A 24727-nucleotide genomic window follows, 5' to 3' on the forward strand; every position below is an offset into this window, starting at 1 on the left:
TGCAGGTGGTAATGCAGTTCAGCACATGATTCGTCGCGGTGTTAATGGCGTAGAGTTTATTTGCATGAACACCGATGCTGGCGCTTTACAGCGTTCTGAAGCATCTGTGAATTTGCAACTAGGCTCTAGCGGACTCGGTGCTGGTGCAAAACCTGAAATCGGAGCAGCTTCTGCTGAAGAAGCGCGTGCACGTATTGCAGATACATTGCAGGGTGCGCATATGGTATTCATCACTGCTGGTATGGGTGGTGGTACGGGTACTGGTGCAGCACCAATCGTTGCTCAAGTTGCTAAAGAGATGGGTATTTTGACTGTTGGTGTTATTAGCAAGCCATTTGACTTTGAGGGCGTGAAGCGTCTGAAGGTCGCTGAAAACGGAGCTTCTGAGCTTGAGTCATATGTAGATTCATTGATCGTGGTTCTTAATGAGAAACTCTTTGAAGTGATGGGTGAAGATGCTGAGTTTGATAAGGCATTCGCATGCGCTGATGACGTATTGCATAACGCTGTTTCAGGTATCGCAGAAATTATCAATGTACAAGGTTTGATCAACGTCGACTTTGAGGATGTGAAAACAGTGATGGGCGAACAAGGCAAGGCAATGATGGGAACTGCAACAGTTTCCGGCATGGACCGCGCACGCTTAGCTGCTGAAGCTGCAGTTGCTTCACCATTACTCGAAGGTGTTGATTTGTCTGGTGCACGTGGCGTATTAGTTAATATCACTGCCAGTCGTTCATTGAAATTGTCTGAGACTCGCGAAGTCATGGCGGCGATTCGTGGCTATGCTGCAGATGATGCTACTGTGATCTTCGGTACTGTTTATGACGAGAGCTTAGGCGATGCCTTGCGTGTCACTGTTGTAGCGACTGGTTTGAATAATCCACAAGCACGCCAACATCATCAGCCAGAAGTGGTTTGGAGACAAGCTACAGGTACGCACGATGCGATGCCAACAATGGCTGACTTAAACAGCTTTGCTCCAGCAAGTACTTCAGCAGCAATGAGTAAGGTAAGTCTTGATTCGGCTTTGAGCACTAGCGCTGGGTTGGCAATGACGGGTGCAGGTAGTGCACCCTCGATGGCCGCTCAACCAGCAACTAGCGGTGTTGATTACAGCCAATATGATTTGCCGAGAGTTTTTCGCCCTAATCGTGAGGCGACTTCTGCGCCGACTTTAGGGGCTGATAGCTCACCACAGGCAAAAACCATGTTGGATAAAGGGGCTGATTACTACGAAATCCCAGCTTTTTTACGTAAGCAAGCAGACTAAACCACTGCTCAATACAATAGATTGTGCAGAATGCCAGCGCGGCGCCCCTCCGGACGACGAATCCCGCGTTAGCGTTGGCATACTCATGACAACTATTTCATTGGAGACTTTATGATCGCAGTCGGACAAAAATTACCAAACGCTACTCTTTATGAGTTTTTAGATGAAGCAAGCGAAGGTTGCGCAATTGGCCCAAACGCATTCGAGGTTGAAAAGCTTACTGCTGGCAAAAAGATTGTGATCTTTGCTTTGCCTGGCGCATTTACACCGACCTGTTCAGCAAAGCACGTTCCTAGCTATGTTGAGCATTTTGATGCAATCAAGGCAAAAGGTGTTGATGAAATTTGGTGCATCTCAGTAAATGACCCATTTGTAATGGGTGCTTGGGGACGAGATCAAAAAGTTGGTAAAAAGATCCGTATGTTAGGTGATGGTAGTGCCGAGTTCACCAAGAAACTTGGTCTCGAATTGGATTTGACTGCTCGTGGCCTAGGTGTTCGTTCAGATCGCTATGCCATGATTGTTGAAGACGGTGTAGTAACCACTTTAGATCGTGAAGCACCTGGCAAGTTTGAAGTGAGCGACGCTGCTTCAATTTTGAAGAAGCTTTAAGAAATCATTCCTGAATTTAGATAAAACCATGATGAAGCAACGCACAATCGCCACTCCGATTAAAACCGTGGGGATTGGCTTGCACTCGGGGCGCAAGGTAACTTTGTCTATCAAGCCTGCGCCGGTAAATTCAGGAATCTTATTTGTGCGTGTAGATACCCCGGAGCAATCGGTTGTACCGGCTACTGCTCTGGCGGTTTGCGATACCCGCTTGGCCTCAGTGATTCAAAAGGATGGAGTGCGTGTTTCCACGGTGGAGCATTTGCTCTCAGCTTGTGCAGGCCTAGGGCTGGATAATTTATTAATTGAGCTTGATGGCGAAGAAGTTCCCATCATGGATGGCAGTGCTGCTTCATTTTTGTTTTTAATGGAATCGGCTGGTATTGCTGAGCAAGAGGCTCCCAGACAGTTTGTAGTGATTAAAAAACTGGTAGAGGTTAAAGAGGGCGATAAGCTCGCACGCCTTGAGCCTTTCTTTGGTTTTAAGTTAGATTTCATAATCGATTTTAAGCATCCTGCAGTAGATAAGACCGGTCAGCGCTTTGCAGTCGACTTTGCAGAACACGCATATCGAAGTGAGATTGGACGTGCTCGCACTTTTGGTTTTGCTCATGAAGTTGAGGCATTGCGAGAGATGGGATTAGCGCGTGGCGGAAGTTTAGATAACGCGATCGTTCTCGATGAGCATCGCATTCTCAATAACGAAGAATTGCGTTATGAAGATGAGTTTGTTCGCCATAAAATTTTGGACGCTATTGGCGATCTCTATTTAGTTGGACACCCGATCGTAGGCTCCTATGTTGCTGAAAAATCAGGTCATGCCCTCAATAACGCGCTTTTGCGCAAGCTTTTGGAAGACCCTAGTTCTTACGAAATCAGCAGCTTTCCAGAAAATAAAGCCCCCTCAGCCTATTCCAAAGAGAGCCAACCCCTCTTTTTCTAGGATTATTTGGGCTTGCTTTGAAGAAGACGTTCAACGGCCTTACGCAAATCAGAGTCCGGCGCTAATTTCTCCAATAAAGATTCCCAAGAAGCTCTTGCTACGGCATTAAAGCCCGTTGGCTTTTGGCCAGCTTGGCGTCCCTCTTGGGGTTTAACTTCCCAAGTGGGTGGTACTGGCTTGAGGCGCACCTTAATGCTGGTGCAAATTACCCCTTTTTTTGATAACTCATTGATTAGACTGGGTAAAATTTGTTGAAGACGGGTGGCGATACTTGCCCCATTGACCAATAAAAATAGCTCATTCCGACCACTAGAACGCCATCCAGCCTCAATTTTGGGGGCTAAGTTATCTAAATCCAGCTCAAATAGAGCCGCTTTAAGGGCAATTTTGAGTTTGGCCAGATCTTCTGTTTTGGCCAAAATGCCGCCTAAGCCTTCAGAGTCGCGCAAATACTCCAACCACTCATGGGCGGCTTTCGTGCGGATAGGTTTAGGGGCAAAGTTCATATAAAAAGAGGGTGCGGGTGATAAACTCAAGGTCTTAATTTACTTCAATATCCCATGGTAATCGGTCTTCTTAAAACCCTGGTCGGCAGTCGTAACGACCGCCTCTTAAAACAGTATCGCAAAGTGGTTGCTACAGTTAGCGCTTTCGAGCCTAGCGTGCAAGCTTTGGATGATGCCGCACTGCAAGCAAAAACTGCTGAGTTCAAGTCGCGTTTGGCTGCTGGTGAGTCATTGGATGACATTGCTCCAGAGGCTTTTGCAGTAGTTCGTGAGGCGAGCTCGAGAGTGATGAAGATGCGCCATTTTGATGCGCAGATGATGGGTGGCCTTGCATTACATCAAGGCAAGATTGCTGAAATGGGAACGGGTGAAGGTAAGACCTTAACTGCTACGCTTCCTGTGTATTTAAATGCCCTAACTGGTAAGGGTGTTCACGTTATTACTGTCAATGATTACTTAGCTCAGCGCGATGCTGAATGGATGTCAACACTCTATAACTTCTTAGGTATGAAGGTTGGTGTGAATCTATCCCAGATGGATCATACGACTAAGCAAGAGGCTTATGCGGCCGATATCACCTACGGTACCAATAATGAGTTTGGTTTTGATTACCTCCGTGACAACATGGTGCAAGACTTGGGTCAGCGTGTTCAGCGTGGCCTAGCTTACGCGATTGTTGACGAGGTTGACTCTATTTTGATTGATGAGGCGCGTACCCCATTGATCATTTCTGGTCAGGCCGAGGATCACACTGATTTGTACATCAAGATTAATGCATTGCCTGCTTACTTAGAGCGTCAAATTGGCGAAGAAAAAGCAGATGGCACTGGTGTTGAAAAGCCAGGCGATTACTGGGTTGATGAAAAGTCGCAGCAAGTCTATTTAACTGAGCGCGGTCACGATAAGGCCGAAACAGTTTTAGTTGAGCTTCGCGCTTTGAATGATGGCGATTCTTTGTACGCCCCACAAAATATTACTTTGATGCATCACGTATATGCGGCATTACGTGCTCATACCTTGTACAACCGTGATCAACAGTATGTTGTTCAGAATGGTGAAGTCATTATTGTTGATGAGTTCACAGGCCGCTTAATGCAGGGTCGTCGTTGGTCTGATGGTTTGCACCAAGCTGTTGAGGCTAAAGAGGGTGTGCAGATTCAGAATGAGAATCAGACTCTAGCCACAATTACTTTCCAGAATTACTTCCGTATGTACGGCAAGTTGGCCGGTATGACTGGTACTGCTGATACTGAAGCGTATGAGTTCAAGGAAATTTATAACCTTGAAACGGTAGTGATACCACCAAACCGCATCAGTCAAAGAAAAGATCGTCAAGACCAAATCTATAAGACAGCGCGTGAGCGCTACGATGCAGTTATTAAAGATATTGAGGATTGCTTCAAGCGTGGCCAACCTGTATTGGTTGGTACAACCTCGATTGAGAACTCAGAATTAATTGCAGGTTTACTGGATAAGCGTCAGTTATCACACCAAGTATTGAATGCGAAGCAGCATGCCCGCGAAGCAGAAATCATTGCTCAGGCTGGTAGACCGAAGATGATCACCATTGCTACCAATATGGCAGGCCGTGGAACGGATATTGTTTTAGGTGGAAACGTTGGCAAGCAATCCTCTTTAATTGAGGCAGATGCCGCTCTTTCGGATGCAGAAAAATCTACCAAGATTAAGACTTTGCAGGACGAGTGGCAGAGCTTGCATGATCAAGTCTTGGCTTCCGGTGGTTTACATATTATTGGTACAGAGCGTCACGAGAGTCGTCGTATTGATAATCAGCTACGTGGACGAGCTGGCCGCCAGGGTGACCCTGGTTCTTCCCGTTTTTATCTTTCTTTAGACGATTCACTTTTACGTATTTTTGCTGGGGATCGTCTACGTGCCGTAATGGATCGCCTGAAGATGCCTGATGGCGAGCCGATTGAAGCGGGCATGGTTACTCGCTCTATTGAGTCTGCTCAGCGCAAAGTTGAAGGCCGTAACTTTGATATTCGTAAGCAGTTGTTGGAATATGACGACGTCGCCAACGATCAGCGTAAAGAAACTTATCGCCTTAGAAATGAAGTCTTGGAAAGTGCTGATGTCGGTGGTTTAATTGCCAATTTGCGTGAAGATGTCTTACGTAGCATTTGCGCTCCATACGTCCCTTTAGAGTCAATGGAAGAGCAATGGGACTTGGTTGGCCTAGAAAATGCATTAGCCAGCGATTGGGGTTTAACGGTTGACCTGAAAAATTGGGTTGAAAATGCTGAGTCTATGGACGATGAGCAAATCGTTGATCGGGTTCTAGAGGCAGCAAAAGAAACTTACGATGCAAAAGTAGAGCTTTCCGGACGCGCATCCTTTGCTGGATTTGAGCGCTCTGTTTTACTTTACAGCTTAGATACGCATTGGCGTGAACATTTGGCTGCTTTAGATCATTTGCGTCAAGGTATCCATTTGCGTGGCTATGCCCAGAAGGATCCAAAACAAGAATATCGTCGTGAAGCATTTGAGTTGTATGGTGAGCTGCTCAACGTCATCAAGAATGATGTCGTGAAAAGCATCATGACGGTGCAGATACGTAGTGCTAGCGAGTTGGATGAAGCTTCTGAGTCCATGAATGAAGATTTAGCTAAGCTATCAGATGTGCAATATCAGCATGCTGATGCAGATATTGAGGTAGCTGGTTCGACCGGCGACCGTGGTGCGGCAATTGAAATTACCCCTGCACCTATGCGCTCCGGTCCTAAAGTCGGCCGCAACGACCCTTGCACCTGCGGTAGCGGTAAGAAATATAAGAACTGCTGCGGCGCTTTGGCGTAATTAGGGTTGAGACTTTAAATAGCGATACAAAGTATTTCTGCTGATTCGTAACAATTTGGCCGCAAGACTAATGTTTCCATTAGTCTTCTCCAATGTTTTTTGAATGGCCATTCTAGAAAGTTGTTTTAGTGCTCCGGATTCAACTACACCCTCATTTTCAGGAAAATCTTTATGGTCGGGTGCCGCAGAATCCCGGGGGTGATAAGCATATGACTGACTCAAACTTGCTCTGAAGAATAAAGATTTAGAGCTATGCATTCTTAATGCATGAACCTTGGCACTATCTTTTTTAGCCCTATCGAAGAGTTGCTCTAATGAAGTGTCTAAGATTTGCTGAATCTTGACTACTCCAATATCAATCGCCTTCATTTCCAGTAGGGATAGAGCAACCCTATCAATTCCTAGAATGATCCCGCTTTCATCAACTCCTACGATTCCTTCGCCTATAGACCCCAAGCCTTCAGGACTGTTATGCACCCTTAGAATTAGGGCGTATTGAAATTCATTGGCTGAAAATAATTGCTTTTCCAGTGAGTGGACAGTTGCTTTCACTAGCCCGAGGGTATGAGGGTGGTGAGTACTTTTATCTGTGGAGATATTTAAGACTCCGCTAATCTTGCCATCAGGCTCAAAGATGGGGGCTGCGGTACAGCTTAGGAATCCATTATTTTCTAAAAAATGTTCTGAGCCATTTACGGATACTGCCATTCGATCAAATAAGGCTGTACCAATGGCATTTGTACCACGATGTTTTTCAAGCCATGACGCGCCCGTTTTTAACAGCACTCGATCAGCTTTGGAGATAAATTCAGCATCTCCGACCGAGTGCACAATAACCCCTTGGTGATCAGACAGCACAATGACGCCACCACTGCCAGACATTAAGCCATGTAGGTAGCCCATGGTGGGTTTTGCTAATGCAATTAAATCTCGGCGCTGTTCAATGCGAGTTTGGAGTATCTGGCCACTCAAGATATTGTCTGGCAACTGTCTTTGATAAGCATCTAAACCAGATTGCAAACATCTTTGCCAAGATCGATAAACCGTTAATCCTAATTGAGTCTCAAGACCATCAGCAGGCGGGTCTCCGTGAAGAAGCCAGCTTCTTCTGATGTCTCGGAGATTGGCAATTTTCATTTTGATGTTGCAGATATTTAGTTTTCTACTATATAAACAAATTTCGATTGCTGAATGAGGTAATACCCTTAATGATGGATGGGATTCTAGATTGTCACAAAAATGAACAGTCATACAGTTTTTTGATCAGGAAATACCCTTGTTTTCAATAGATTTATATGGTTTTATAAATTGCTGCGCTGCTTCTGATTGATTAAGGGATTCGCTTGAGTGAAAGTATCTCGAACGTCATTTGCAAATCAACATGAATGGCATTGATTACTTAATAGGAGAAGATTTTGATCTATGCAGCCCCCGGCGCCCAAGGCGCAAAAATTCAGTACAAAGCTAAATACGATAATTTCATTGGTGGAAAGTGGGTTGCTCCAGTCAAAGGTCAATACTTTGATGTTATTACCCCGATCAGTGGGAAGGTGTACACCCAAGCAGCTAGATCTAGTGCCGAAGATATTGATCTAGCTTTAGATGCTGCACACAAGGCCTTTGAGTCTTGGGGAAAAACATCGCCAACTGATCGCGGAAATATTCTTTTGAAAATTGCAGATCGCATTGAAGTCAATTTAGAGTTGCTTGCCTATGCTGAAACGATTGATAACGGCAAGGCCATCCGTGAAACACTTAATGCCGACATTCCACTAACAGTGGATCACTTTAGATATTTCGCAGGATGTATTCGTGCGCAAGAGGGTGCTTTGTCTCAAATTGATGACACCTTAGTTGCTTATCATTTTCATGAGCCTTTGGGTGTAGTGGGTCAAATTATTCCTTGGAACTTTCCAATTTTGATGGCCGCTTGGAAGCTTGCGCCAGCATTAGCTGCTGGTAATTGTGTAGTTTTAAAGCCGGCTGAATCTACTCCAGTGTCTATTTTGGTATTAATGGAATTGATTGCTGATCTCTTGCCTCCTGGCGTGTTAAATATTGTCAATGGCTATGGTCGTGAAGCTGGCATGCCACTCGCAACCAGTAAGCGGATTGCAAAAATTGCCTTTACTGGATCTACATCTACTGGTCGGGTAATTGCGCAAGCTGCAGCAAACAATCTGATTCCTGCAACTCTTGAGTTGGGCGGAAAGTCGCCAAACATTTTCTTTGCTGACATCATGGATAAAGATGATGGATTCTTGGATAAGGCAATTGAAGGTTTAGTTTTGTTTGCCTTCAATCAAGGAGAGGTTTGCACTTGCCCATCAAGAGCTTTGATTGAGGAGAGTATTTATGACAAGTTTATGGAAAAAGTCCTTAAGCGGGTTGCTGCAATTAAGCATGTAAATCCACTCGATACAGATAGCATGATGGGTGCGCAAGCGTCTAAAGAGCAGCTAACCAAGATTCTTTCTTATTTGGACTTGGGTAAGCAAGAAGGTGCGGAAGTGCTGATAGGTGGCTCACAAGCAAATTTAGAAGGTGATCTTGCGGGCGGCTACTATGTACAGCCAACACTGTTTAAAGGCCACAATAAGATGCGCATCTTCCAAGAGGAAATCTTTGGACCAGTCTTGGCTGTAACCACTTTTAAGGACGAAGCGGAGGCGCTGGAAATTGCCAATGACACTCTCTATGGTCTGGGTGCCGGAGTATGGTCACGCAATGGTAATGTGGCTTATCGCATGGGTCGCGCCATCAAGGCTGGCCGCGTATGGACTAATTGTTACCACGCTTATCCGGCCCATGCAGCATTTGGTGGCTATAAAGAGTCAGGTATCGGTAGGGAGACTCATAAAGTGATGCTTGATCACTACCAGCAAACCAAGAATCTATTGGTCAGCTATAGTGAGTCTAAGTTGGGCTTCTTCTGACCTGAAATGCTTTTATGTTTATTAAAGGGCGGGGAAATCCGCCCTTTTGTCTAATGTAGCTCCCCAAGGAAATTGCAATGGTAGAACGGGTAATTGCAACAGAAGCTGCACTCCAACTAATTGAGCAGCTAAAAGCCGAACATGGTCAAGTCATGTTTCACCAATCCGGGGGGTGTTGTGACAATAGTGCGGCAAATTGTTATTTACCCACGGACCTCACTATTGGCCCTTACGATATTCAATTGGGGGAGCTTGTAGGCGTGCCTTTTTATATCGGCAAGCTCCAATATGAGTACTGGAAGCATACCCAACTAATTCTGGATGTAATTGAAGGGCAGGGTGGAACTTTTTCCCTTGAGGGTTCGACGGGGAAGGCATTCCACACGCGTTCACGTCTATTTACTGACGAAGAGTGGAAATCAATTGAGTCTCAGGTATTAAGGGATTTATCTTAGATAGCCACTCCAAGTGGTTCCTTAGAGTCTCCTCTACAATTGTCGAATAATGACAGTTAACTTACCACTCCCCCAAAAAGACCAACTAAAGCCTGTTAAAGGTTTTAAGATGGGCATCGCCGAAGCTGGTATCAAAAAAGCCAATCGCAAAGATTTATTGGTGATGACTTTAATGCCTGGCTCCCAGGTTGCTGGTGTTTTTACTTTAAATCGATTCTGTGCTGCGCCGGTTCAGGTTTGTAAAGAGCATTTGGCCCTGGATGGTACTAAGGGTGAGATTCTTGCTTTGGTGGTGAATACTGGAAATGCCAATGCGGGAACTGGTGAGCAAGGCATGCAAGATGCATTAGCAACGTGCGCTGAGTTGGCTAAAGAGCTCAAGCTCAATCCAGAACAAATTTTGCCGTTTTCAACTGGCGTCATTCTTGAGCCGCTTCCAATTGCTAAATTGATTGCTGCTTTACCAAATGCAGTAGAAGATTTAGGTGAAGATCATTGGCTTGCTGCTGCAGAAGCCATCATGACAACAGATACGCAGCCTAAAGCGACATCCATCACTATGGATGCCCCGGCTGGACTTGTGACTATCACAGGTATTTGCAAGGGCGCGGGCATGATTCATCCGAATATGGCGACCATGTTGGGATTCATTGCAACGGATGCTGGATTTGCACCGGGACTACTTTCCTCTTTGACACGTGAGATTGCCGACCTTTCGTTTAATGCGATCACGATTGATGGCGATACTTCGACCAATGACTCATTCATCATCATGGCGACTGGCCAGTCATCTGTTCAGATTCAATCGACTGCTGATGCTAGCTATGGTTTGGTTCGGGCTGCATTGATTGATCTCGCGCGTAAGCTGGCTCAAATGATTGTCAGAGATGGCGAGGGCGCCACTAAATTTATTACGATTGATGTGCAAGGTGGCAAGACTGAAAAAGAATGTCGTTTAGTAGCGGAGGCAATAGCTCACTCACCTTTAGTTAAAACAGCTTTCTTTGCTAGTGATCCCAACTTAGGGCGCATTCTGGCGGCGATTGGCTATGCTGGCATTGTCGACCTCGACGTTAACCAAGTGCAGATGTGGCTTGGAGATGTGTGGGTTGCTAAGAATGGCGGCCGCAATCCTGAATATCAAGAGGCTGATGGCCAAAGAGTGATGAAGGCTCCAGAAATTATGGTCAAGATTGACTTGGGTCGTGGATCGGCACAGCAGACGATGTGGACTTGTGATTTATCACATGACTACGTTTCTATTAATGCTGATTACCGCTCATAGGAATTTGTGAAATGAATGAAAAATTAGAGCAACTCTTAAGTCATCTTGAAACATTTTTACCTAAAGCCTTGACCGAAGAGCAGTGGAAATCTTCAACTGCTTTTAGATGGCGCCGCCGCGATAGCATTTTTGGAAGTATTGGATACTTGCAGCCAGTTAAGCATGTTGCCGATATTACTTTTGAAGACCTAAAGAATATTGATCGTCAACGTGATGCGATTCGTGACAATACAAAAAACTTTATTCAAAAAATGCCTGCTAATAATATTTTGCTAACAGGCGCTCGTGGTACAGGAAAGTCCTCCCTCATTAAAGCAAGCTTGCATGAGTTTGCTAGCCAAGGCTTGCGTTTAGTTGAGGTGGAAAAAGAGCACCTGGCTGACTTAGCCGACATCACCGATTTATTGGCCGATAGACCAGAGCGTTTTATTATTTTTTGTGATGACCTCTCATTCGAAGATGGCGAATCTGGCTACAAGGCTATGAAATCTGCATTGGATGGCTCCGTATCAGCTCAAGTCGACAATATTTTGATTTACGCTACTTCGAATCGTCGCCATCTGTTGCCTGAACATATGAAAGATAATCTCAGCTACTCCCATAGTGATGATGGAGAAATTCACCCTGGTGAAGTGGTTGAGGAAAAAATTTCTCTCTCAGAACGCTTTGGTTTGTGGTTATCGTTTTATCCACCAAAACAAGATGAGTATCTAGAAATTGTTGCTCACTGGTTGCGTCATTTTGGTTTGAGCGATGCACAGATTGAAGGTGCTAGAGCTGAGGCATTGGTTTGGGCTCTGGAACGTGGCTCACGTTCTGGTCGTGTAGCTTGGCAGTTTGCTAAGCACTGGGCCGGCTCACATACTGCTTAATTGCTAGCGATTCATGAATGACTCTAATCGTCCTGTGACAGAAGTTGCTGCTGGGATCCTGCTCGATACACAAGGGCGCTATCTTCTAGGTCAGCGACCAGAAGGAAAGCCTTATGCTGGTTACTGGGAGGTGCCGGGCGGCAAGATTGAAGCTGGTGAATCGGTATTCGCAGCACTTAAGCGTGAATTGCAGGAAGAGCTCGGAATTGATATTGAGTCCAGCGAAGAGTTGGTTGTCTTGGATTATGACTACCCACATGCTTATGTTCGTTTACATGTCAGCATTGTTCGAAAATGGACTGGAGTACCTAAGGGCTGCGAGGGGCAAGAGCTATCTTGGCAATTGATTGGTAATTCACCTCCAACTGTAGAGCCTTTGCTGCCTGCTGCCTGGCCAATGCTGGAGAAGCTAAAACTACTAAAGGCCTAGAGCTGGCAGAGAGTGAGTCTAAAAGGCACATCCGCATTCATGATCTGCGGTTTTTTATCTTGATCAATCTTCAAAAAGCGGATTGAGAGTAGATATTTATTAGCGCTGATTTCTGAGAAGAGACTGTCATCTTCTACGGCGATGCGCATCAATTGATATACCTTGCCTGATGGCGCTTGTTGATAAGATCCTTGATGTGCAACAACATCCTTAGCTTCGCCAGATTGACGAAGTAGTCTCAAGAAAATTTGACAAGCCTCATGCCACGGAAAAAGTGGAGCAACATATTTTTCTAATAACTCTCGACGCTGAGTTGAGGAAGTATTTTTCCAGGCATAGTAGCTCGGTAAATCAATCGGACTTGTTCCACCGGGAATATTTAATCGAGTCCGAATAGCATTGAGCCACTCACTCTCAGTAATCGCAGAATTAGGCTTGCCCATCGATTGATTAATGTTCAGTGCGGCTTTATCAATTTCGGATAGAGTTTGTGTCAGCGCTGCTTGATCAACTTTTTGGGAAGACTTTAAACCGTTCAAGGCATATTTTTGACGTTCAAATTCTTTGAGTAGCAGTGATTTGATATCGCCTCGAGAACCAATATCACCGAGGTCAAATAACATCGCAATTGCATTGTGGTGAAGCTCGGGATCATCGGATCGAAGGAAGTGATTGAAGCGGGCGAACAAGTACTCTAGCCGAAGCATGCTTCGAACTAGTTCATTGAAAGGGTATTCGTAGACAATCACAAGCCTATATTCTATGACGAACTTAGGGGTTCTTCTTAAATTTTGAGCAATTGTTGGTGCAGACTCAGAACCTCTGATTGGAGGTCATCCAGACTGCCTTGATTTTCAATAACGGCGTTAGCTGCCGCTAGACGAACCATCCGGCTTGTTTGTGCTTTGAGGATATTTCCTACATCTAAGCGGGTCATATTGTTGCGGTGCATCACTCTTTGGATTTGGGTCTCCTCTGGACAATCAACAACTACAAGATAGTCAACCAGCTTTACCCAATACCCAGACTCAATTAGAAGGGGGACTACAAAAACAAGGTAGGGAGCTCCAGACTTGGCTAACTCAAAGGCTTGTTTGGTAGTTTCTTGCTGAATCAAGGGGTGGGTTATTTTCTCCAAAGCTTGACGAGCATTGGAGTCTCCAAAGACTAGGGCTCGCATTTTGGCTCGATTCAGTGCGCCTTCGGAATTGATAAAGTCTGCCCCAAATGCTCTAGCAATCAGCGGGATGGCATTCCCGCCAGGGGCGGTGATTTGATGGGATATCAAATCCGTATCAATAATCCCAACTCCAAGCTCACCCAGTAAGTTGCTAACTGCTGTCTTGCCAGACCCAATGCCACCAGTTAAGCCAATTAAAGGAATTTTCCCCTTTAAGGCTTTTAAAGCAGCTTGGGTAGGATCAGGGTTGGAATGAGTTGAGGCCATAACAGCTCAATGATGCCAGCAATAGCTAAAAAGGGCCCAAAAGGGAAAGCTTGTTGAAGTTGATGGCCACGCCATTGAAGCCAGATAATGCCGCCGATCATTCCTGTGGTGGAGGCAATTAGCAGGATGCTGGGTAGAGTGCCCCAGCCTAACCAGGCGCCTAAAGCTGCCAAGAGTTTTGCATCACCCATGCCAATGCCGTTGCGGTTTTTCAGAAGACGGTAACCGGTATTTAATGTCCAAATCGATACATAGCCTAGAAAAGCCCCGACGCAAGCGGAGCTTGTGGTGGTCAGGCGCAGATCTGAGATTGCGTTAAAAGCAATGCCCAAAAAAATTAAGGGGAATGTTATTGCATTCGGTAGGCGAAATGTTTGCCAATCAATATAGGCTAAATAAAGCAAAGCCAGTATCAATAGAGATTTCAATATCCAGATGCTTATCGTGGGATCCACTAAACGATTTGTCCTAAATTAAAGATGGGTAGATATAGGATTATGACCAAACTGCCAATAATGGCGCCAACAAAAAGAATGAGCGCTGGCTCCAAGCTTTGACTGAGTGTATTGAGTTGGCTACTTAATTGTGCCCCCAATGTAGCGGCACGCTTATTTAGCATCTCAGCTAATGCGCCACTTTCGGCGCCGATATGTAGTAGTAGCAATGTCTCTACATCAAGAAGTCGCGACTTGGGATCTGCTCTTTTGAGTGATTCCCCCAAAGGCCAGCCACGAGTGAGGTGTTTAAATATCTCAGCGCTAAAGTCGTGGCTCACCCAGTGATTTGAAGATTGCGCGGTGACTCTCAGGGCATCCGGAAGTGGTAAGCCAGTTTCCAGTAAATGCCCTAAGGTTCGACACCAATGACTCAGTGTTGCCAGTCTAAAGAGATTGCCAAATAAGGGTGCGCGCAACAAGAGGGCGTCACAATACTTTTGGATTGAGCTAGATTTGATCCAGGCGCACCCAAAGCCTGCGGCCATCACGATCGTGCCTAGCAATATCTCTAGAAAGTAATTTTGGATGCCGGTGGAGAGGGAGATGAGAATTCTGGTTAGCGTCGGTAACTCTGCCTGAAAGTGCCCAAAGACCTCTTTAAATACCGGTACAACCCAAATCATCATCACAAGTACCAATAGGATGGAGGTGGCTAAAGTAACTGCAGGATAAGTCAGTGACTGCTGTACTTTTCTTCTCAGTTCAATCTGGGCTTCCAGTTGCCGTGAAATTGTACGAAGCGCTAAGCTGAGATCACCCGTTCTCTCGCTGACTCTGATGAGGTTGGAAAACTCTGGGGAAAATTTTCCGTCTTGGGCACTTAGGCAAAAAGAAAAACTATTACCCTTCTGAAGTAGGTCGCGAATATCTGCTAACCAAGCCTGCCAGGATTTTGGTGCAGATTGAATTAATAGCTGTATGGCATTTAGCAAAGGAAGTCCAGCCTGAAGTAGCGCCAGCATCTGCTCGGCAAAATGGAGTTGCTCAGACTTGCTAAGCTTTCTGTTTAACAGCATCTGGACTAATGCCAAGTGCCAAGTTCGGAATCTAGTGACATCTGATCTATTAAGCCGGACTTCAGCAATTGAATTCCTGCTGAGTAGATATCAAGAGCCTCAATTGATTGAAATAACTGTTTACCTCCCAAAACCTCATGGACACCAATGCGACCAAAATAGCCCGATCCCTTGCAAAGATTGCAGTGTGTCTTTCGTGTAATTGAATTGCATTGCTTGCAGCGCTTTCGAATTAATCTTTGAGAGCTGACACAGCGAAGACAGGATTCAATCGATTCTTGATCTATACCGAGGCTTTTGAGTCGACCTAAAGCGCCAATAGCGTTGCGCGTATGAAGCGTACTTAAAACTAAATGACCTGTCTGAGCTGCTTGAATAGCAAGCTGCGCACTTGCGGGATCACGTATTTCACCAATCATGATGACATCCGGATCTTGGCGTAGAAGGGCGCGAATAATAGTTGGAAAGTCCAACCCCGCTTTTGGGTGGTAAGCCACTTGATTGACTCCAGGAAGTCGGATTTCAATAGGATCCTCAACAGAGCAAATATTGCGTTGTACTTGGTTCAGTGCGCTTAAGCAGCTATATAAGGTGCGCGTCTTCCCGCTTCCAGTGGGCCCCGTTACTAGAATCAATCCATTGGTTTGGCCAATAGCATCTTGGACTATTTTAAGTTGCTCCGGCAGTAAGCCAATCTGATCTAGTGCCAACTCCTCTAGGCGGCTAGGCAAGATACGAACGACAGCTTTCTCACAGTGTAAGGTAGGAAGAATAGATACTCGGCAATCAATATTGGGACGGCTAAAGTCATGGCCAATCACAAGGCGCCCATCTTGGGGTAAACGCTTTTCGGCAATATCGAGACGTGCCAATATTTTGATGCGCGTAATTAATCGCTCATGTAAATCAATGGGGTATTGATTTTGTAAGGTGAGGAGGCCATCTACTCTTATGCGTACTATAGTTTCTTGAGATCTCGCCTCAATATGAATATCCGTTGCCCGATTGTTTAATGCATCAACAGCGATGTCATGCCAGGTCCGGATAATGTGAGAGTCATGCAGTAGGTCGCTCAATCTTGATTTGTCTGAGCAAGAGGTTGGTATAGCTTCACTGTTTTTACCCCGTGCTCATCAAACTGAACAATTTCCATCACTACGCCAGCAATCCGAATGCTGACATCGTAATCAGGGATCGCTTCAAGTTTTTCTAGGATGAGGCCATTAAGGGTGCGCGGACCATCGAGCGGGAGATCTAATTTCAGAAGGCGGTTTAAATCTCGTAATGATGCGGTACCGCTAGCAAGATAAGTTCTATCAGCCAACCAATGAGGATCATTGGAAAGATTCGAAAATGAGGTGGTGAACTCGCCGATAAGCTCTTCAACAATATCTTCAAAGGTGACTAGGCCAAGTACTTCGCCATACTCATTGACCACTAAACTCAAGCGCTGTTGATTATCTTGGAAAAATTGCATCTGCTGCAGAACAGGTGTCCCGCTGGGAATGAAATAAGGCTCATTTAGCAAGGATCTGAAGTCTTCATGGTGAAGCTCTGCATTTCCTAGCAATGAGAGCGCTTTTTTTACAGAAAGAATGCCCACGATGCGCTCAGAGTCGCCGTCACATACTGGCAGCTTATTGTGATAGCAGGTTTCTAGTTGCTCAATCACTTCATCAATCGGACGAGAAAGATCTAATGCTTCAATCTTGGAACGGGGCGTCATCACATCATCAACCAAGATATTTTCAAGATTAAAAAGATTGAGCAGAATATTGCGATGATGGGCAGAAACAAAGCGATTGGATTCCAGAACTAGGCTGCGTAATTCTTCTTTACTCATTACCCTGGCATCAGTCGAGGCTTGTAATCCAGAGGCTTTCATTAAACCCGATACAAAGCTATTAATGAACCAGAGTAGTGGCTTGAGAATAAAAGTCAGCGGGAGAATGAACCAGCCTACATTACTAGCAATTTTTTCTGGAAAGGCTGTGCCAATCACTTTTGGCGTGATCTCGCTAAAAATAATGATGAGTAGCGCAACCACTAATGTGGCAAGTGATAACACCAGTCCGCTATCGCCAAAAATATGTAAAGCAATGCCGGTCACTAGTATTGGCAGGATGGTGTTGATGAGATTATTAGAAATCAGTAGTACTGAAAGCAGTGAATCAATTCGCTTCAGCAATCTCTCAGCAAGTGCAGCTCCAGTATTCCCACCATGAGCCATTGCCCGTAGGCGATGGCGATTCGAGGAGAGCATGCTGGTTTCTGCCATCGAAAAGAAGCCCGATAGTGCGAGTAAAAATAGGACTAATGCGACTTGGCCAATAAAGGGCCAATCATCAAAAAAAGTGTCCATCAATGATGCCTGCAAAGAATAAGGAGCAACCAATATAGCAAAGTGCTACTTCACTAGCTATAGCTGCATTGGAATCTTATGCGAATTTATTCCGGAATGTATGTCAGAATCTTCGGCATGGCCACTTCTGCATCCACTGAGTATTGCGTGATACCCGCCCCTTTTGGGTGTCTAGGGGTGCAAACAGAGTTGGTAGATGGTAGTTTGATGATCTCAAAAATCGATTATTTGCCTCCAGGTATCGCGTTAATCTCCCCGAGAAATGCCCTGGCTAAAGCATTTTCAAAACAGTGCATTCAGTATTTCAAAGATGCTTCATCCATCTTTGGTGTTCCACTAAAGCCTGCTGGAACGGCTCATCAACAAAAAGTATGGAGTGCCATCCTAGGTGTTGGAGTGGGAGAGACAAGCACCTATGGTGAGATCGCAAAAAAGATTAAAAGTGGACCCCGGGCAGTCGGGACTGCTTGCGGTGCAAATCCTTATCCATTGGTCACCCCTTGCCATAGGGTGGTGTCTGCACAAGGTCTTGGGGGTTTTATGAAGGAAGATGCTCCGGGTTTTTATCGCCAGGTCAAAGTTTGGCTCTTAAAGCATGAGGGCGTGCTTTAAGTATTCTCTGTAGATAGTTTTCTGAGTTGACTGGATGCAGCATAAAAGAATGATTTCATTAGAAACCCATTGCTAGCTGTGATCTTTGTGAATGCATAAAATATCCAAACGGTATTCCTGGATAACTTCACCTCAGATTTGTTACTAAATTCTCTTCTAGTAGCAATTTTCTCAAGGGTCATGACTGCGAGACCGAAGGCTAGAAAACAGAAGCGCCTCATGCCCACTTCATTTTGCGGAATCAAAAGAATGTAGCGCATCGAGTCTTGCAGTTTTGCGTAGGCAATCTGGAGGAGTGCCGTTTGAGTCATGGCTGCTGGTTTCCAAGAAACGCCACGTGCACGATCCTCTGGTGAGTCCTTTAGGATATTAGTCATTTGCAGAGCCTGACCAAAATCGATTGCAAGTTGCTCATACCCTTCAATCTGCTTTGCAAATCCGGAAGAGTAGTTGCTAAAGACGGTTGTCAGTAGTTCTCCTACGACGCCAGCCACCACATAGCAGTACTCCTCAAGCTCTGCGAGGTCTTTTAGTCCCTCCTGAGTTTGTCGGCCATGGAAATGGGACATACCATCGGACATAATTGAAATGCAGCGACTAATCGCTGACTGATCTTTATCGGGAAAGGTGTGCAGAATGCGAAGGACGGTTGGGGTATGCGCGATTAAGTCGAGCTCATCAACATTGGAGTAGTTCTTAAGAGCCTCTAAGCAGGAGCTCACAAATGCCTCCACAGGAGTAGATCCCAGAACTGCCTCTAAAAATAATTTAGATAAATCCTGCTTCTCTGTTGGGCTAAGTTCAGCAGCATCCTCAATTGTGTCAACGATCCGACACAGTAAATAGGTATTGCCGACTACTACCTCAATCGCTGGAGGGAGCAAGGGGATGGTGAGCGCAAAAGTACGCGATACAGAACCTAAAATCGCCTTTTGATAGGCAAGATCGCTGTTGGGGTTCTCTTTTGGGTATATGGGGGAATTCACCCATGAATTATGTCAGACCAGCGTACCTAAATTTAGCCCTGATTGATTAAATGACATAAGTGACAAGGCCATATAATTTGACCAAATTCTTGAAGGAGAAATTGGGCGATGTTGATTTGGTTTGTCATCATCTATTGGGTGGTATCTGTAGGCATCGGTCTTTGGGCTGCACTACGGGTCAAAAACACAGCTGACTTTGCCGCAGCAGGCCATAGCCTTCCTTTGCCTATCGTTACCGCTACCGTCTTTGCTACCTGGTTTGGCTCCGAAGCGGTGCTAGGTATCCCAGCTACCTTTCTAAAAGAGGGGCTGGGCGGGATTGTTTCTGATCCATTTGGATCTTCCCTATGCCTGATATTAGTCGGACTCTTCTTTGCTCGTCATCTCTACAACCGCCGCATGCTCACCATCGGCGATTTCTTCAGAGAAAAATATGGTCGCACCGTAGAGGTTTTGGTAACGCTCTGTATTGTGGTTTCCTATTTAGGGTGGGTGGCTGCTCAGATTAAAGCCTTGGGACTTGTTTTTAATGTTGTGTCTGAAGGCAGCATCACACAAACGGCCGGTATGTTAATTGGCGCTGGTAGCGTTCTGATTTATACACTTTTTGGTGGCATGTGGTCGGTGGCAATTACCGACTTCATCCAGATGATCATCATTGTGGTGGGCATGCTTTATATCGGCGGCGAGATAACGGCTCAAACTGGGGGTGTTGGTGTAGTTTTTGAATATGCTGCAGCTGCTGGCCAGTTTTCCAACTTCTGGCCCGATATGAATCTCGCCTCTATCCTTGGCTTTACAGCCGCTTTATGCACGATGATGTTAGGTTCTATTCCGCAGCAAGATGTGTTTCAGCGGATCACATCTTCTAAGAATGTGAACATTGCAGTGCAAGCTGCTTTGCTGGGCGGAGTACTGTATTTTGTCTTTGCATTTGTTCCGCTGTATTTGGCTTATTCTGCAACCATCATTAGTCCAGATCTAGTGAAGCAGTATTTATATACAGATCCACAAATGATTTTGCCAAAGCTGATTTTGAATCATGCCCCACTGATTGCGCAGGTGATGTTTTTTGGTGCCTTACTATCGGCTATCAAGAGTTGTGCCAGCGCTACATTGCTCGCGCCATCCGTTACCTTTGCTGAAAATATTGTAAGAGGATTTTTTAAACCCCTATCTGATCAAGACTTGTTGAAGGTCATGCGAATTACTGTGCTCTGCTTCACCCTAGTGGTCACTTTTTTTGCTATCAACTCCAATCTATCCATTTTTAAGATGGTTGAGAATGCCTACAAAGTGACTTTGGTTGCAGCTTTTGTACCACTGGCTTTTGGGGTGTACTGGTCTAGGGCACATTCCTTAGGTGGATTGTTATCAGTAGTGTGCGGTCTCGTTGTTTGGATTAGCTGTGAAGTGCTTGCACCTGAGGCTATTCTCCCCCCTCAATTAGCAGGTCTTTTAGCCAGCATTGCCGGCATGCTTTTGGGCGGATTAGTGCCCAGAGCTAGATTGATCGCAAGTTGACCAAAATTGCTTAAATATTAGGCACAATATTTTGTTGCACCGCAAAATGTTCTCATCTAATATGACACTAATTCAAAATTTTTTATCTTTATGGAGTTCTTATGAAAATCTGTGTGATCGGTGGAGGGGGCGCAATTGGCGGTTACCTTGCTGTTATGTTGGCACGAGCTGGCAATGACGTTACAGTTGTAGCGCGTGGCGCTACATTGGCCGCAATTAGAGAGCGTGGCCTTGCATTAATTATGGATGACCAGCCTGAGCCTTTAGTGGCACAGGTGAAAGCGGTTGAAAAAATTCGGGATGCAGAAACACCTGATGTAGTGATTTTGGCGGTGAAGGCGCATCAGGTTGAGCCGATCATCGACGATCTCGCCGCAATCATGGGACCAGAAACCATTTTGATTCCAATGCAAAACGGAATTCCTTGGTGGTACTTCCAGAAGTTGGGTGGTGACTATCAAGATCATTCAGTTGAAACGGTTGATGCTGGTGGTGTTGCTAAGAATACAATCAATCCAAACAATATTATTGGTTGCGTAGTCTATCCAGCTACCTTTACTCAGGCTCCCGGCGTGATTCGTCACGTTGAAGGCAATCGCTTCCCATTGGGTGAGTTGGATGGCCAGCAGACTGAGCGTATTCAGAAGATGTCTGAAATGATGTCAGCTGCTGGATTTAAGTCACCAATCCTAGAAGATATTCGTTCCGAGATTTGGTTGAAGTTGTGGGGCAATATGACCTTCAATCCAATCAGCTCTCTGACTCACGGAACATTGGAAGGTATTTGCCAATATCCACTTACTAAAGAGTTGGCTCGCAGCATGATGGCTGAAGCACAAACGATTGCCGAGAAGTTGGGTGTGACTTTCCGTGTCGATATTGAGCGTCGTATTGCTGGTGCTGAAAAAGTGGGTAAACATAAAACATCGATGCTGCAAGACTTGGAAGCGGGTCGTAGCTTAGAGATCGATGCTCTATTGGGTTCCGTAATTGAGCTTGGCAAGATTACTGAAACACCAACGCCTTGCCTCAACACAGTCTTTGCGTTAACAAAGTATCTTGATGAAAATGTTCAGACCTCTAAAGGAAGTTTAGCATTGCCATCTGTTTCTGGTTACTAAGAGTCTACGGCAATAAGTAGATCTGATAGCTGAAGTTATGGAGCATTAAAAAACCCTCACCACTGAACATGGTGAGGGTTTTTCTTTTGCGGTTTTGGTTTTAGATCAACGGCCTTGATGACTTATTCGAAGCGATTTTCTAGGTGCCCAACGCCATCAATAATGATGCTGACATTGCTTCCGGGCTTCATGGAGCCAACACCAACAGAGGTGCCGCAGGCAATGATGTCGCCAGCCTGCAGTGGTATGTCTTGTGAGATCAAGCTGACCAATTTTGCTGGTGGGAAAATCATGTCAGCGATGGGATAGTTCTGACGCTCTTGATCATTCAAGATCGTTTTAATTGTTAGCTTGCTTGGATCTACATCGGTGGTGATGTAAGGGCCGAAGACGCCAAAGGTGTTGAAACTCTTAGAGCGTGTCCATTGAGCGTAGCCAGGATCGCGATTCAAAATCTCAATTGCAGTGACATCATTAATGCAGGTATAACCAAAAACAGCATTGGCTGCTTGAGTCTCATCTACTTCATGACAAGCTTTGCCGATGACAATGCCGAGTTCGCCTTCATAAACGACTTTTCCAGAATAAGACTTTGGAGTGCGAATGACTTGATTAGCTGCCAAGAAAGAATTGTTACCTTTCAGAAAATACAAAGGCTCCGCTGGCACCGCATGTTCAAGTTTTGTGACTAGTGCATGAAAGTTGTCCACCATAGCAACCATTTTCGATGGGGTGCATGGGATGTCGATAGTGACATCAGATAGCATTAGGCTCTCGCCGGTGGCTTGGGGGTTATTAAATAAATCACCGGTGTACACGGCAATTTGATTGCCCTGTAATTGTCCTAAGCCGGATTTGCCTTGATGTTGAAATCTGAGCCATTGAGCCATAATGAATCCTCCTGATAGTTAATATTTGATAAGCAATATCTTACAGGGATGGATTGATGACTAAGAATTCTGAATTGCTATTTGTACCTGAATTGGATCAGCCGGTTCGCTATATTGAGCGGACCCGTAATTACTATCTAGGCTTGGGATATGAGATGCCCTATGTGTGGGCGCACTATATTCAGGTACCTTTTGCTTCACTGCAAAAACCTCTAAATCAGTCGGTCTTAGGTTTAGTCACCACTGCAGTACCCTTTGATGCCAGCAAAGGCCCCCAAGGACCTGGCGCCCCCTATAACGCTGCAGCTAAGTTTTACGACCCCTATGCTCTCTCGATTAACGGGAATGCAGACTTGCGTATTGCCCATGTAGGTGTTGATAGGCGCAACGCTAATATGCAGGACAGTAATTGTTGGTTTCCATTGGACGCAGCAAAACGGGCTGTTGCAAAGGGACGCATTCAATCCTTATCTAAACATTTTTACGGGCTGCCAACCAATCGTAGTCAACGCCATACTCTGGAGATTGATGCGCCTTTAATCCTGAGCAAGATGCGCGCAGATCGCGTTGATGTAGCAGTGCTGATTCCGAATTGCCCAATCTGCCACCAAAGTCAAAGTTTATTGGCGCGTTATTTAGAGGCTGCAGGTATTCCCACAGTCATCATGGGTGCAGCGAAAGATATTGTGGAATATTGCGGTGTCCCTCGTTTGCTCTTTAGCGACTTTCCGCTGGGCAACGCTGCTGCACTCCCTAATAATGCACAATCTCAAGACTCTAATTTTGAATTGGCTTTACGTTTGCTTGAGGGTGCGCCGGGACCGCGCACAACGGTACAATCCCCTTTGGCATGGGCCTCCGACCCCACTTGGAAGCTAGACTATTCGAATCTTGAGCGACTTACTGCTGAAGAAATTTCGCGTTTGCGTGCTGAGGCAGAAAAAGCGCGCATCACGGCACGCGATATCAGGGTAAAAAGCGTTGGCGCTTAAGTCTGTCTAGACAGAGAGTATTTGCACAAGGCATGTAGTGCTGTTGTTGCCTCATTCTGAGGAAAGTCGTTGAGGCATTCTAGAGCAAGATCGACTTCTCGCTTCGCGGCAGCTTGGGTGTAATCCAGAGCGCCAGAATTTTGAACTGCACTCAGAATCTGTTGGAAGACATCATCTGGCAAGTCTTGATTTTGTTCGATTGCTGCTCGAACTAGTAGGCGCTCTTCATTGCTACCATTTTCAAGAAGATAAATAAGTGGAAGCGTAGGCTTTCCTTCTCTCAAATCATCGCCTGCATTTTTCCCCATTTGAGATGCATCTGCGGTGTAATCCAGAAGATCATCCATTAATTGGAAGGCCGTACCAATATGGCGCCCAAAAGCGCCAGACTGCTCTCTTTTTTCGGCATCAGCACCGGCCAAAATCGCCCCAAGCTCTGTGGATGCTTCAAATAACTTAGCGGTTTTATAGCGGATCACCCGCAAATAGCTCTCTTCATCGACTTCTGGATCATTCATATTGAGGAGCTGTAAAACTTCGCCCTCAGCAATCGTATTGGTTGCGTCAGACAGGATTTCCATTACCCGCAGATCATTGGGTCCCACCATCATCTGAAAGGCCCTGGAATACAGAAAATCGCCTACCAGCACGCTTGCAGCATTGCCAAAAGCAGCATTGGCAGTCTCGCGACCCCTTCTGAGGGTGGATTCATCAACAACATCATCGTGGAGCAGGGTGGCTGTGTGGATAAATTCCACTACTGCTGCCAGCTCTAGGGCATGGGGGGTTTCTTTGCCGTTGGCTAAGGCCTTGGTAACTAGCAGTAAAAGGGCTGGTCGAACCCGTTTTCCACCCGCCTGGATGATGTAAGTAGAGATTTGGTCAATTAAGGCGACTTTTGAGGCTAATCGTAGGCGAATAACTTCATCTAAGGCCTTGAAATCTAAGGCAATTGGGGCCAAAATTTGGCTTAATTCATTGGTTTTGACAGTGCTCGTCATGCAAGATATAATAATCGGCTTAGCTCATCCAGGGTGGATTAGCTTAAATGTAGATATTAATTGAGGTTTCAAACCATGTACGCGGTCATAAAAACCGGTGGCAAACAGTATAAAGTTGCTGCAGGCGAAAAATTGAAAATAGAACAG

Annotated in this window: 25 protein-coding genes; 14 read left to right on the forward strand and 11 right to left on the reverse strand. The window is 45.5% G+C overall.

Features of this window, described 5'->3' with window-relative positions:
* The 3 genes from ftsZ to lpxC form a co-directional block, all read left to right on the forward strand.
* A partial coding sequence (gene ftsZ / locus B7Y67_RS02580) for a cell division protein FtsZ (protein ID WP_293597208.1) occupies positions 1-1273 on the forward strand: 1273 nt, incomplete at its 5' end.
* A gap of 111 nt (positions 1274-1384) precedes the next feature.
* Positions 1385-1885 carry a peroxiredoxin gene (locus tag B7Y67_RS02585; RefSeq protein ID WP_215376659.1) on the forward strand — a complete coding sequence of 167 codons (501 nt, stop codon included), beginning with the start codon at positions 1385-1387 and terminating at the stop codon, positions 1883-1885.
* A 28-nt stretch (positions 1886-1913) separates the two neighbouring features.
* Positions 1914-2828 carry a UDP-3-O-acyl-N-acetylglucosamine deacetylase gene (lpxC, locus tag B7Y67_RS02590; RefSeq protein WP_293597209.1) on the forward strand — a complete coding sequence of 305 codons (915 nt, stop codon included), beginning with the start codon at positions 1914-1916 and terminating at the stop codon, positions 2826-2828.
* Between the two features lie 2 nt (positions 2829-2830).
* Here lpxC and B7Y67_RS02595 read toward each other — a convergent pair whose 3' ends face one another.
* Positions 2831-3364 carry a hypothetical protein gene (locus B7Y67_RS02595; RefSeq protein WP_293597210.1) on the reverse strand — a complete coding sequence of 178 codons (534 nt, stop codon included), beginning with the start codon at positions 3362-3364 and terminating at the stop codon, positions 2831-2833.
* A 24-nt stretch (positions 3365-3388) separates the two neighbouring features.
* Between B7Y67_RS02595 and secA the strand changes: the two genes are divergently transcribed.
* Entirely contained in the window at positions 3389-6154 is a 2766-nt protein-coding gene (secA, locus tag B7Y67_RS02600; protein WP_293597211.1) for a preprotein translocase subunit SecA, read from the forward strand.
* On the opposite strand, the gene B7Y67_RS02605 is transcribed toward secA, so the two are convergent.
* Positions 6155-7291: a sigma-54-dependent Fis family transcriptional regulator gene (locus B7Y67_RS02605; RefSeq protein ID WP_293597212.1), complete on the reverse strand. Its 1137-nt coding sequence runs from the start codon at positions 7289-7291 to the stop codon at positions 6155-6157.
* Positions 7292-7569: 278 nt separating this feature from the next.
* On the opposite strand from B7Y67_RS02605, the gene B7Y67_RS02610 reads away from it, so the two are divergent.
* From B7Y67_RS02610 to B7Y67_RS02630, 5 genes are all read left to right on the forward strand, one after another.
* Positions 7570-9090, forward strand: coding sequence for an aldehyde dehydrogenase family protein (locus B7Y67_RS02610; protein ID WP_293597213.1), 1521 nt, complete (start codon positions 7570-7572; stop codon positions 9088-9090).
* 77 nt (positions 9091-9167) lie between these two features.
* The gene (locus tag B7Y67_RS02615) at positions 9168-9545 is read left to right on the forward strand and encodes a DUF779 domain-containing protein (RefSeq protein WP_293597214.1); all 378 of its coding nucleotides are present in this window, start codon (positions 9168-9170) and stop codon (positions 9543-9545) included.
* A gap of 49 nt (positions 9546-9594) precedes the next feature.
* Entirely contained in the window at positions 9595-10830 is a 1236-nt protein-coding gene (gene argJ, locus B7Y67_RS02620; protein ID WP_293597215.1) for a bifunctional glutamate N-acetyltransferase/amino-acid acetyltransferase ArgJ, read from the forward strand.
* 11 nt (positions 10831-10841) lie between these two features.
* Positions 10842-11702: an ATP-binding protein gene (locus B7Y67_RS02625; protein ID WP_293597216.1), complete on the forward strand. Its 861-nt coding sequence runs from the start codon at positions 10842-10844 to the stop codon at positions 11700-11702.
* Between the two features lie 13 nt (positions 11703-11715).
* Positions 11716-12132, forward strand: a complete 417-nt coding sequence (locus B7Y67_RS02630) for an NUDIX domain-containing protein (RefSeq protein ID WP_293597217.1) — start codon at positions 11716-11718, stop codon at positions 12130-12132.
* Here B7Y67_RS02630 and zapD read toward each other — a convergent pair.
* From zapD to B7Y67_RS02660, 6 genes are read right to left on the reverse strand one after another with little or no spacing between them, the layout of a single operon-like run.
* A complete protein-coding gene (gene zapD, locus B7Y67_RS02635; protein ID WP_293597218.1) occupies positions 12129-12881 on the reverse strand; it encodes a cell division protein ZapD in 753 nt (250 codons plus the stop codon). The genes B7Y67_RS02630 and zapD overlap by 4 nt on opposite strands.
* Before the next feature lie 35 nt (positions 12882-12916).
* A complete protein-coding gene (gene coaE / locus B7Y67_RS02640) occupies positions 12917-13516 on the reverse strand; it encodes a dephospho-CoA kinase (protein WP_293597229.1) in 600 nt (199 codons plus the stop codon).
* A 17-nt stretch (positions 13517-13533) separates the two neighbouring features.
* Positions 13534-14034, reverse strand: coding sequence for an A24 family peptidase (locus tag B7Y67_RS02645; RefSeq protein ID WP_293597219.1), 501 nt, complete (start codon positions 14032-14034; stop codon positions 13534-13536).
* A complete protein-coding gene (locus B7Y67_RS02650; RefSeq protein ID WP_293597220.1) occupies positions 14034-15092 on the reverse strand; it encodes a type II secretion system F family protein in 1059 nt (352 codons plus the stop codon). Before B7Y67_RS02650 ends, B7Y67_RS02645 begins: the two co-directional genes overlap by 1 nt.
* Positions 15093-15097: 5 nt before the next feature.
* On the reverse strand, positions 15098-16168 hold the full coding sequence (locus B7Y67_RS02655) for a GspE/PulE family protein (RefSeq protein WP_293597221.1): 1071 nt from the start codon (positions 16166-16168) through the stop codon (positions 15098-15100).
* Positions 16165-17454, reverse strand: a complete 1290-nt coding sequence (locus B7Y67_RS02660) for a CNNM domain-containing protein (protein ID WP_293597222.1) — start codon at positions 17452-17454, stop codon at positions 16165-16167. Before B7Y67_RS02660 ends, B7Y67_RS02655 begins: the two co-directional genes overlap by 4 nt.
* Positions 17455-17571: 117 nt before the next feature.
* Here B7Y67_RS02660 and B7Y67_RS02665 point away from each other — a divergent pair, with 117 nt between their 5' ends.
* Positions 17572-18066 carry a methylated-DNA--[protein]-cysteine S-methyltransferase gene (locus B7Y67_RS02665; RefSeq protein ID WP_293597230.1) on the forward strand — a complete coding sequence of 165 codons (495 nt, stop codon included), beginning with the start codon at positions 17572-17574 and terminating at the stop codon, positions 18064-18066.
* Here B7Y67_RS02665 and B7Y67_RS02670 read toward each other — a convergent pair.
* On the reverse strand, positions 18063-19052 hold the full coding sequence (locus B7Y67_RS02670) for a squalene/phytoene synthase family protein (RefSeq protein WP_293597223.1): 990 nt from the start codon (positions 19050-19052) through the stop codon (positions 18063-18065). The genes B7Y67_RS02665 and B7Y67_RS02670 overlap by 4 nt on opposite strands.
* 108 nt (positions 19053-19160) lie before the next feature.
* Here B7Y67_RS02670 and B7Y67_RS02675 point away from each other — a divergent pair, with 108 nt between their 5' ends.
* Together B7Y67_RS02675 and B7Y67_RS02680 are read left to right on the forward strand one after the other, a co-directional pair.
* Positions 19161-20576 (forward strand): sodium:solute symporter family protein, encoded by a 1416-nt coding sequence (locus tag B7Y67_RS02675; RefSeq protein WP_293597224.1) that lies wholly within the window; start codon positions 19161-19163, stop codon positions 20574-20576.
* Between the two features lie 101 nt (positions 20577-20677).
* On the forward strand, positions 20678-21697 hold the full coding sequence (locus tag B7Y67_RS02680) for a 2-dehydropantoate 2-reductase (RefSeq protein ID WP_293597225.1): 1020 nt from the start codon (positions 20678-20680) through the stop codon (positions 21695-21697).
* 122 nt (positions 21698-21819) lie between these two features.
* Here B7Y67_RS02680 and B7Y67_RS02685 read toward each other — a convergent pair whose 3' ends face one another.
* Positions 21820-22587 carry a fumarylacetoacetate hydrolase family protein gene (locus tag B7Y67_RS02685; protein ID WP_293597226.1) on the reverse strand — a complete coding sequence of 256 codons (768 nt, stop codon included), beginning with the start codon at positions 22585-22587 and terminating at the stop codon, positions 21820-21822.
* 56 nt (positions 22588-22643) lie between these two features.
* Between B7Y67_RS02685 and B7Y67_RS02690 the strand changes: the two genes are divergently transcribed.
* Positions 22644-23579: a glycine/sarcosine/betaine reductase selenoprotein B family protein gene (locus tag B7Y67_RS02690; RefSeq protein ID WP_293597227.1), complete on the forward strand. Its 936-nt coding sequence runs from the start codon at positions 22644-22646 to the stop codon at positions 23577-23579.
* Here B7Y67_RS02690 and B7Y67_RS02695 read toward each other — a convergent pair.
* The gene (locus B7Y67_RS02695; RefSeq protein WP_293597228.1) at positions 23576-24580 is read right to left on the reverse strand and encodes a polyprenyl synthetase family protein; all 1005 of its coding nucleotides are present in this window, start codon (positions 24578-24580) and stop codon (positions 23576-23578) included. The two genes, B7Y67_RS02690 and B7Y67_RS02695, sit on opposite strands and share 4 nt — an antisense overlap.
* A 75-nt stretch (positions 24581-24655) precedes the next feature.
* Here B7Y67_RS02695 and B7Y67_RS02700 point away from each other — a divergent pair.
* On the forward strand, positions 24656-24727 hold a 72-nt coding region (locus B7Y67_RS02700), incomplete at its 3' end, for a bL21 family ribosomal protein (protein WP_293597231.1).

Source organism: Polynucleobacter sp. 35-46-11 (assembly GCF_002281105.1).

What these genes read in the sequence shown, in the direction of transcription:
- B7Y67_RS02665 (WP_293597230.1), top strand. Translation starts at nt 17,572, where the DNA reads ATGGCCACTTCTGCATCCACTGAGTATTGCGTGATACCCGCCCCTTTT.
- B7Y67_RS02630 (WP_293597217.1), top strand. Translation starts at nt 11,716, where the DNA reads ATGAATGACTCTAATCGTCCTGTGACAGAAGTTGCTGCTGGGATCCTG.
- lpxC (WP_293597209.1), top strand. Translation starts at nt 1,914, where the DNA reads ATGATGAAGCAACGCACAATCGCCACTCCGATTAAAACCGTGGGGATT.
- B7Y67_RS02675 (WP_293597224.1), top strand. Translation starts at nt 19,161, where the DNA reads ATGTTGATTTGGTTTGTCATCATCTATTGGGTGGTATCTGTAGGCATC.
- B7Y67_RS02605 (WP_293597212.1), bottom strand. Translation starts at nt 7,291, where the DNA reads ATGAAAATTGCCAATCTCCGAGACATCAGAAGAAGCTGGCTTCTTCAC.
- B7Y67_RS02695 (WP_293597228.1), bottom strand. Translation starts at nt 24,580, where the DNA reads ATGACGAGCACTGTCAAAACCAATGAATTAAGCCAAATTTTGGCCCCA.
- B7Y67_RS02585 (WP_215376659.1), top strand. Translation starts at nt 1,385, where the DNA reads ATGATCGCAGTCGGACAAAAATTACCAAACGCTACTCTTTATGAGTTT.
- B7Y67_RS02650 (WP_293597220.1), bottom strand. Translation starts at nt 15,092, where the DNA reads ATGCTGTTAAACAGAAAGCTTAGCAAGTCTGAGCAACTCCATTTTGCC.
- B7Y67_RS02615 (WP_293597214.1), top strand. Translation starts at nt 9,168, where the DNA reads ATGGTAGAACGGGTAATTGCAACAGAAGCTGCACTCCAACTAATTGAG.
- B7Y67_RS02685 (WP_293597226.1), bottom strand. Translation starts at nt 22,587, where the DNA reads ATGGCTCAATGGCTCAGATTTCAACATCAAGGCAAATCCGGCTTAGGA.
- B7Y67_RS02680 (WP_293597225.1), top strand. Translation starts at nt 20,678, where the DNA reads ATGAAAATCTGTGTGATCGGTGGAGGGGGCGCAATTGGCGGTTACCTT.
- argJ (WP_293597215.1), top strand. Translation starts at nt 9,595, where the DNA reads ATGACAGTTAACTTACCACTCCCCCAAAAAGACCAACTAAAGCCTGTT.
- B7Y67_RS02660 (WP_293597222.1), bottom strand. Translation starts at nt 17,454, where the DNA reads ATGGACACTTTTTTTGATGATTGGCCCTTTATTGGCCAAGTCGCATTA.
- B7Y67_RS02625 (WP_293597216.1), top strand. Translation starts at nt 10,842, where the DNA reads ATGAATGAAAAATTAGAGCAACTCTTAAGTCATCTTGAAACATTTTTA.
- secA (WP_293597211.1), top strand. Translation starts at nt 3,389, where the DNA reads ATGGTAATCGGTCTTCTTAAAACCCTGGTCGGCAGTCGTAACGACCGC.
- B7Y67_RS02690 (WP_293597227.1), top strand. Translation starts at nt 22,644, where the DNA reads ATGACTAAGAATTCTGAATTGCTATTTGTACCTGAATTGGATCAGCCG.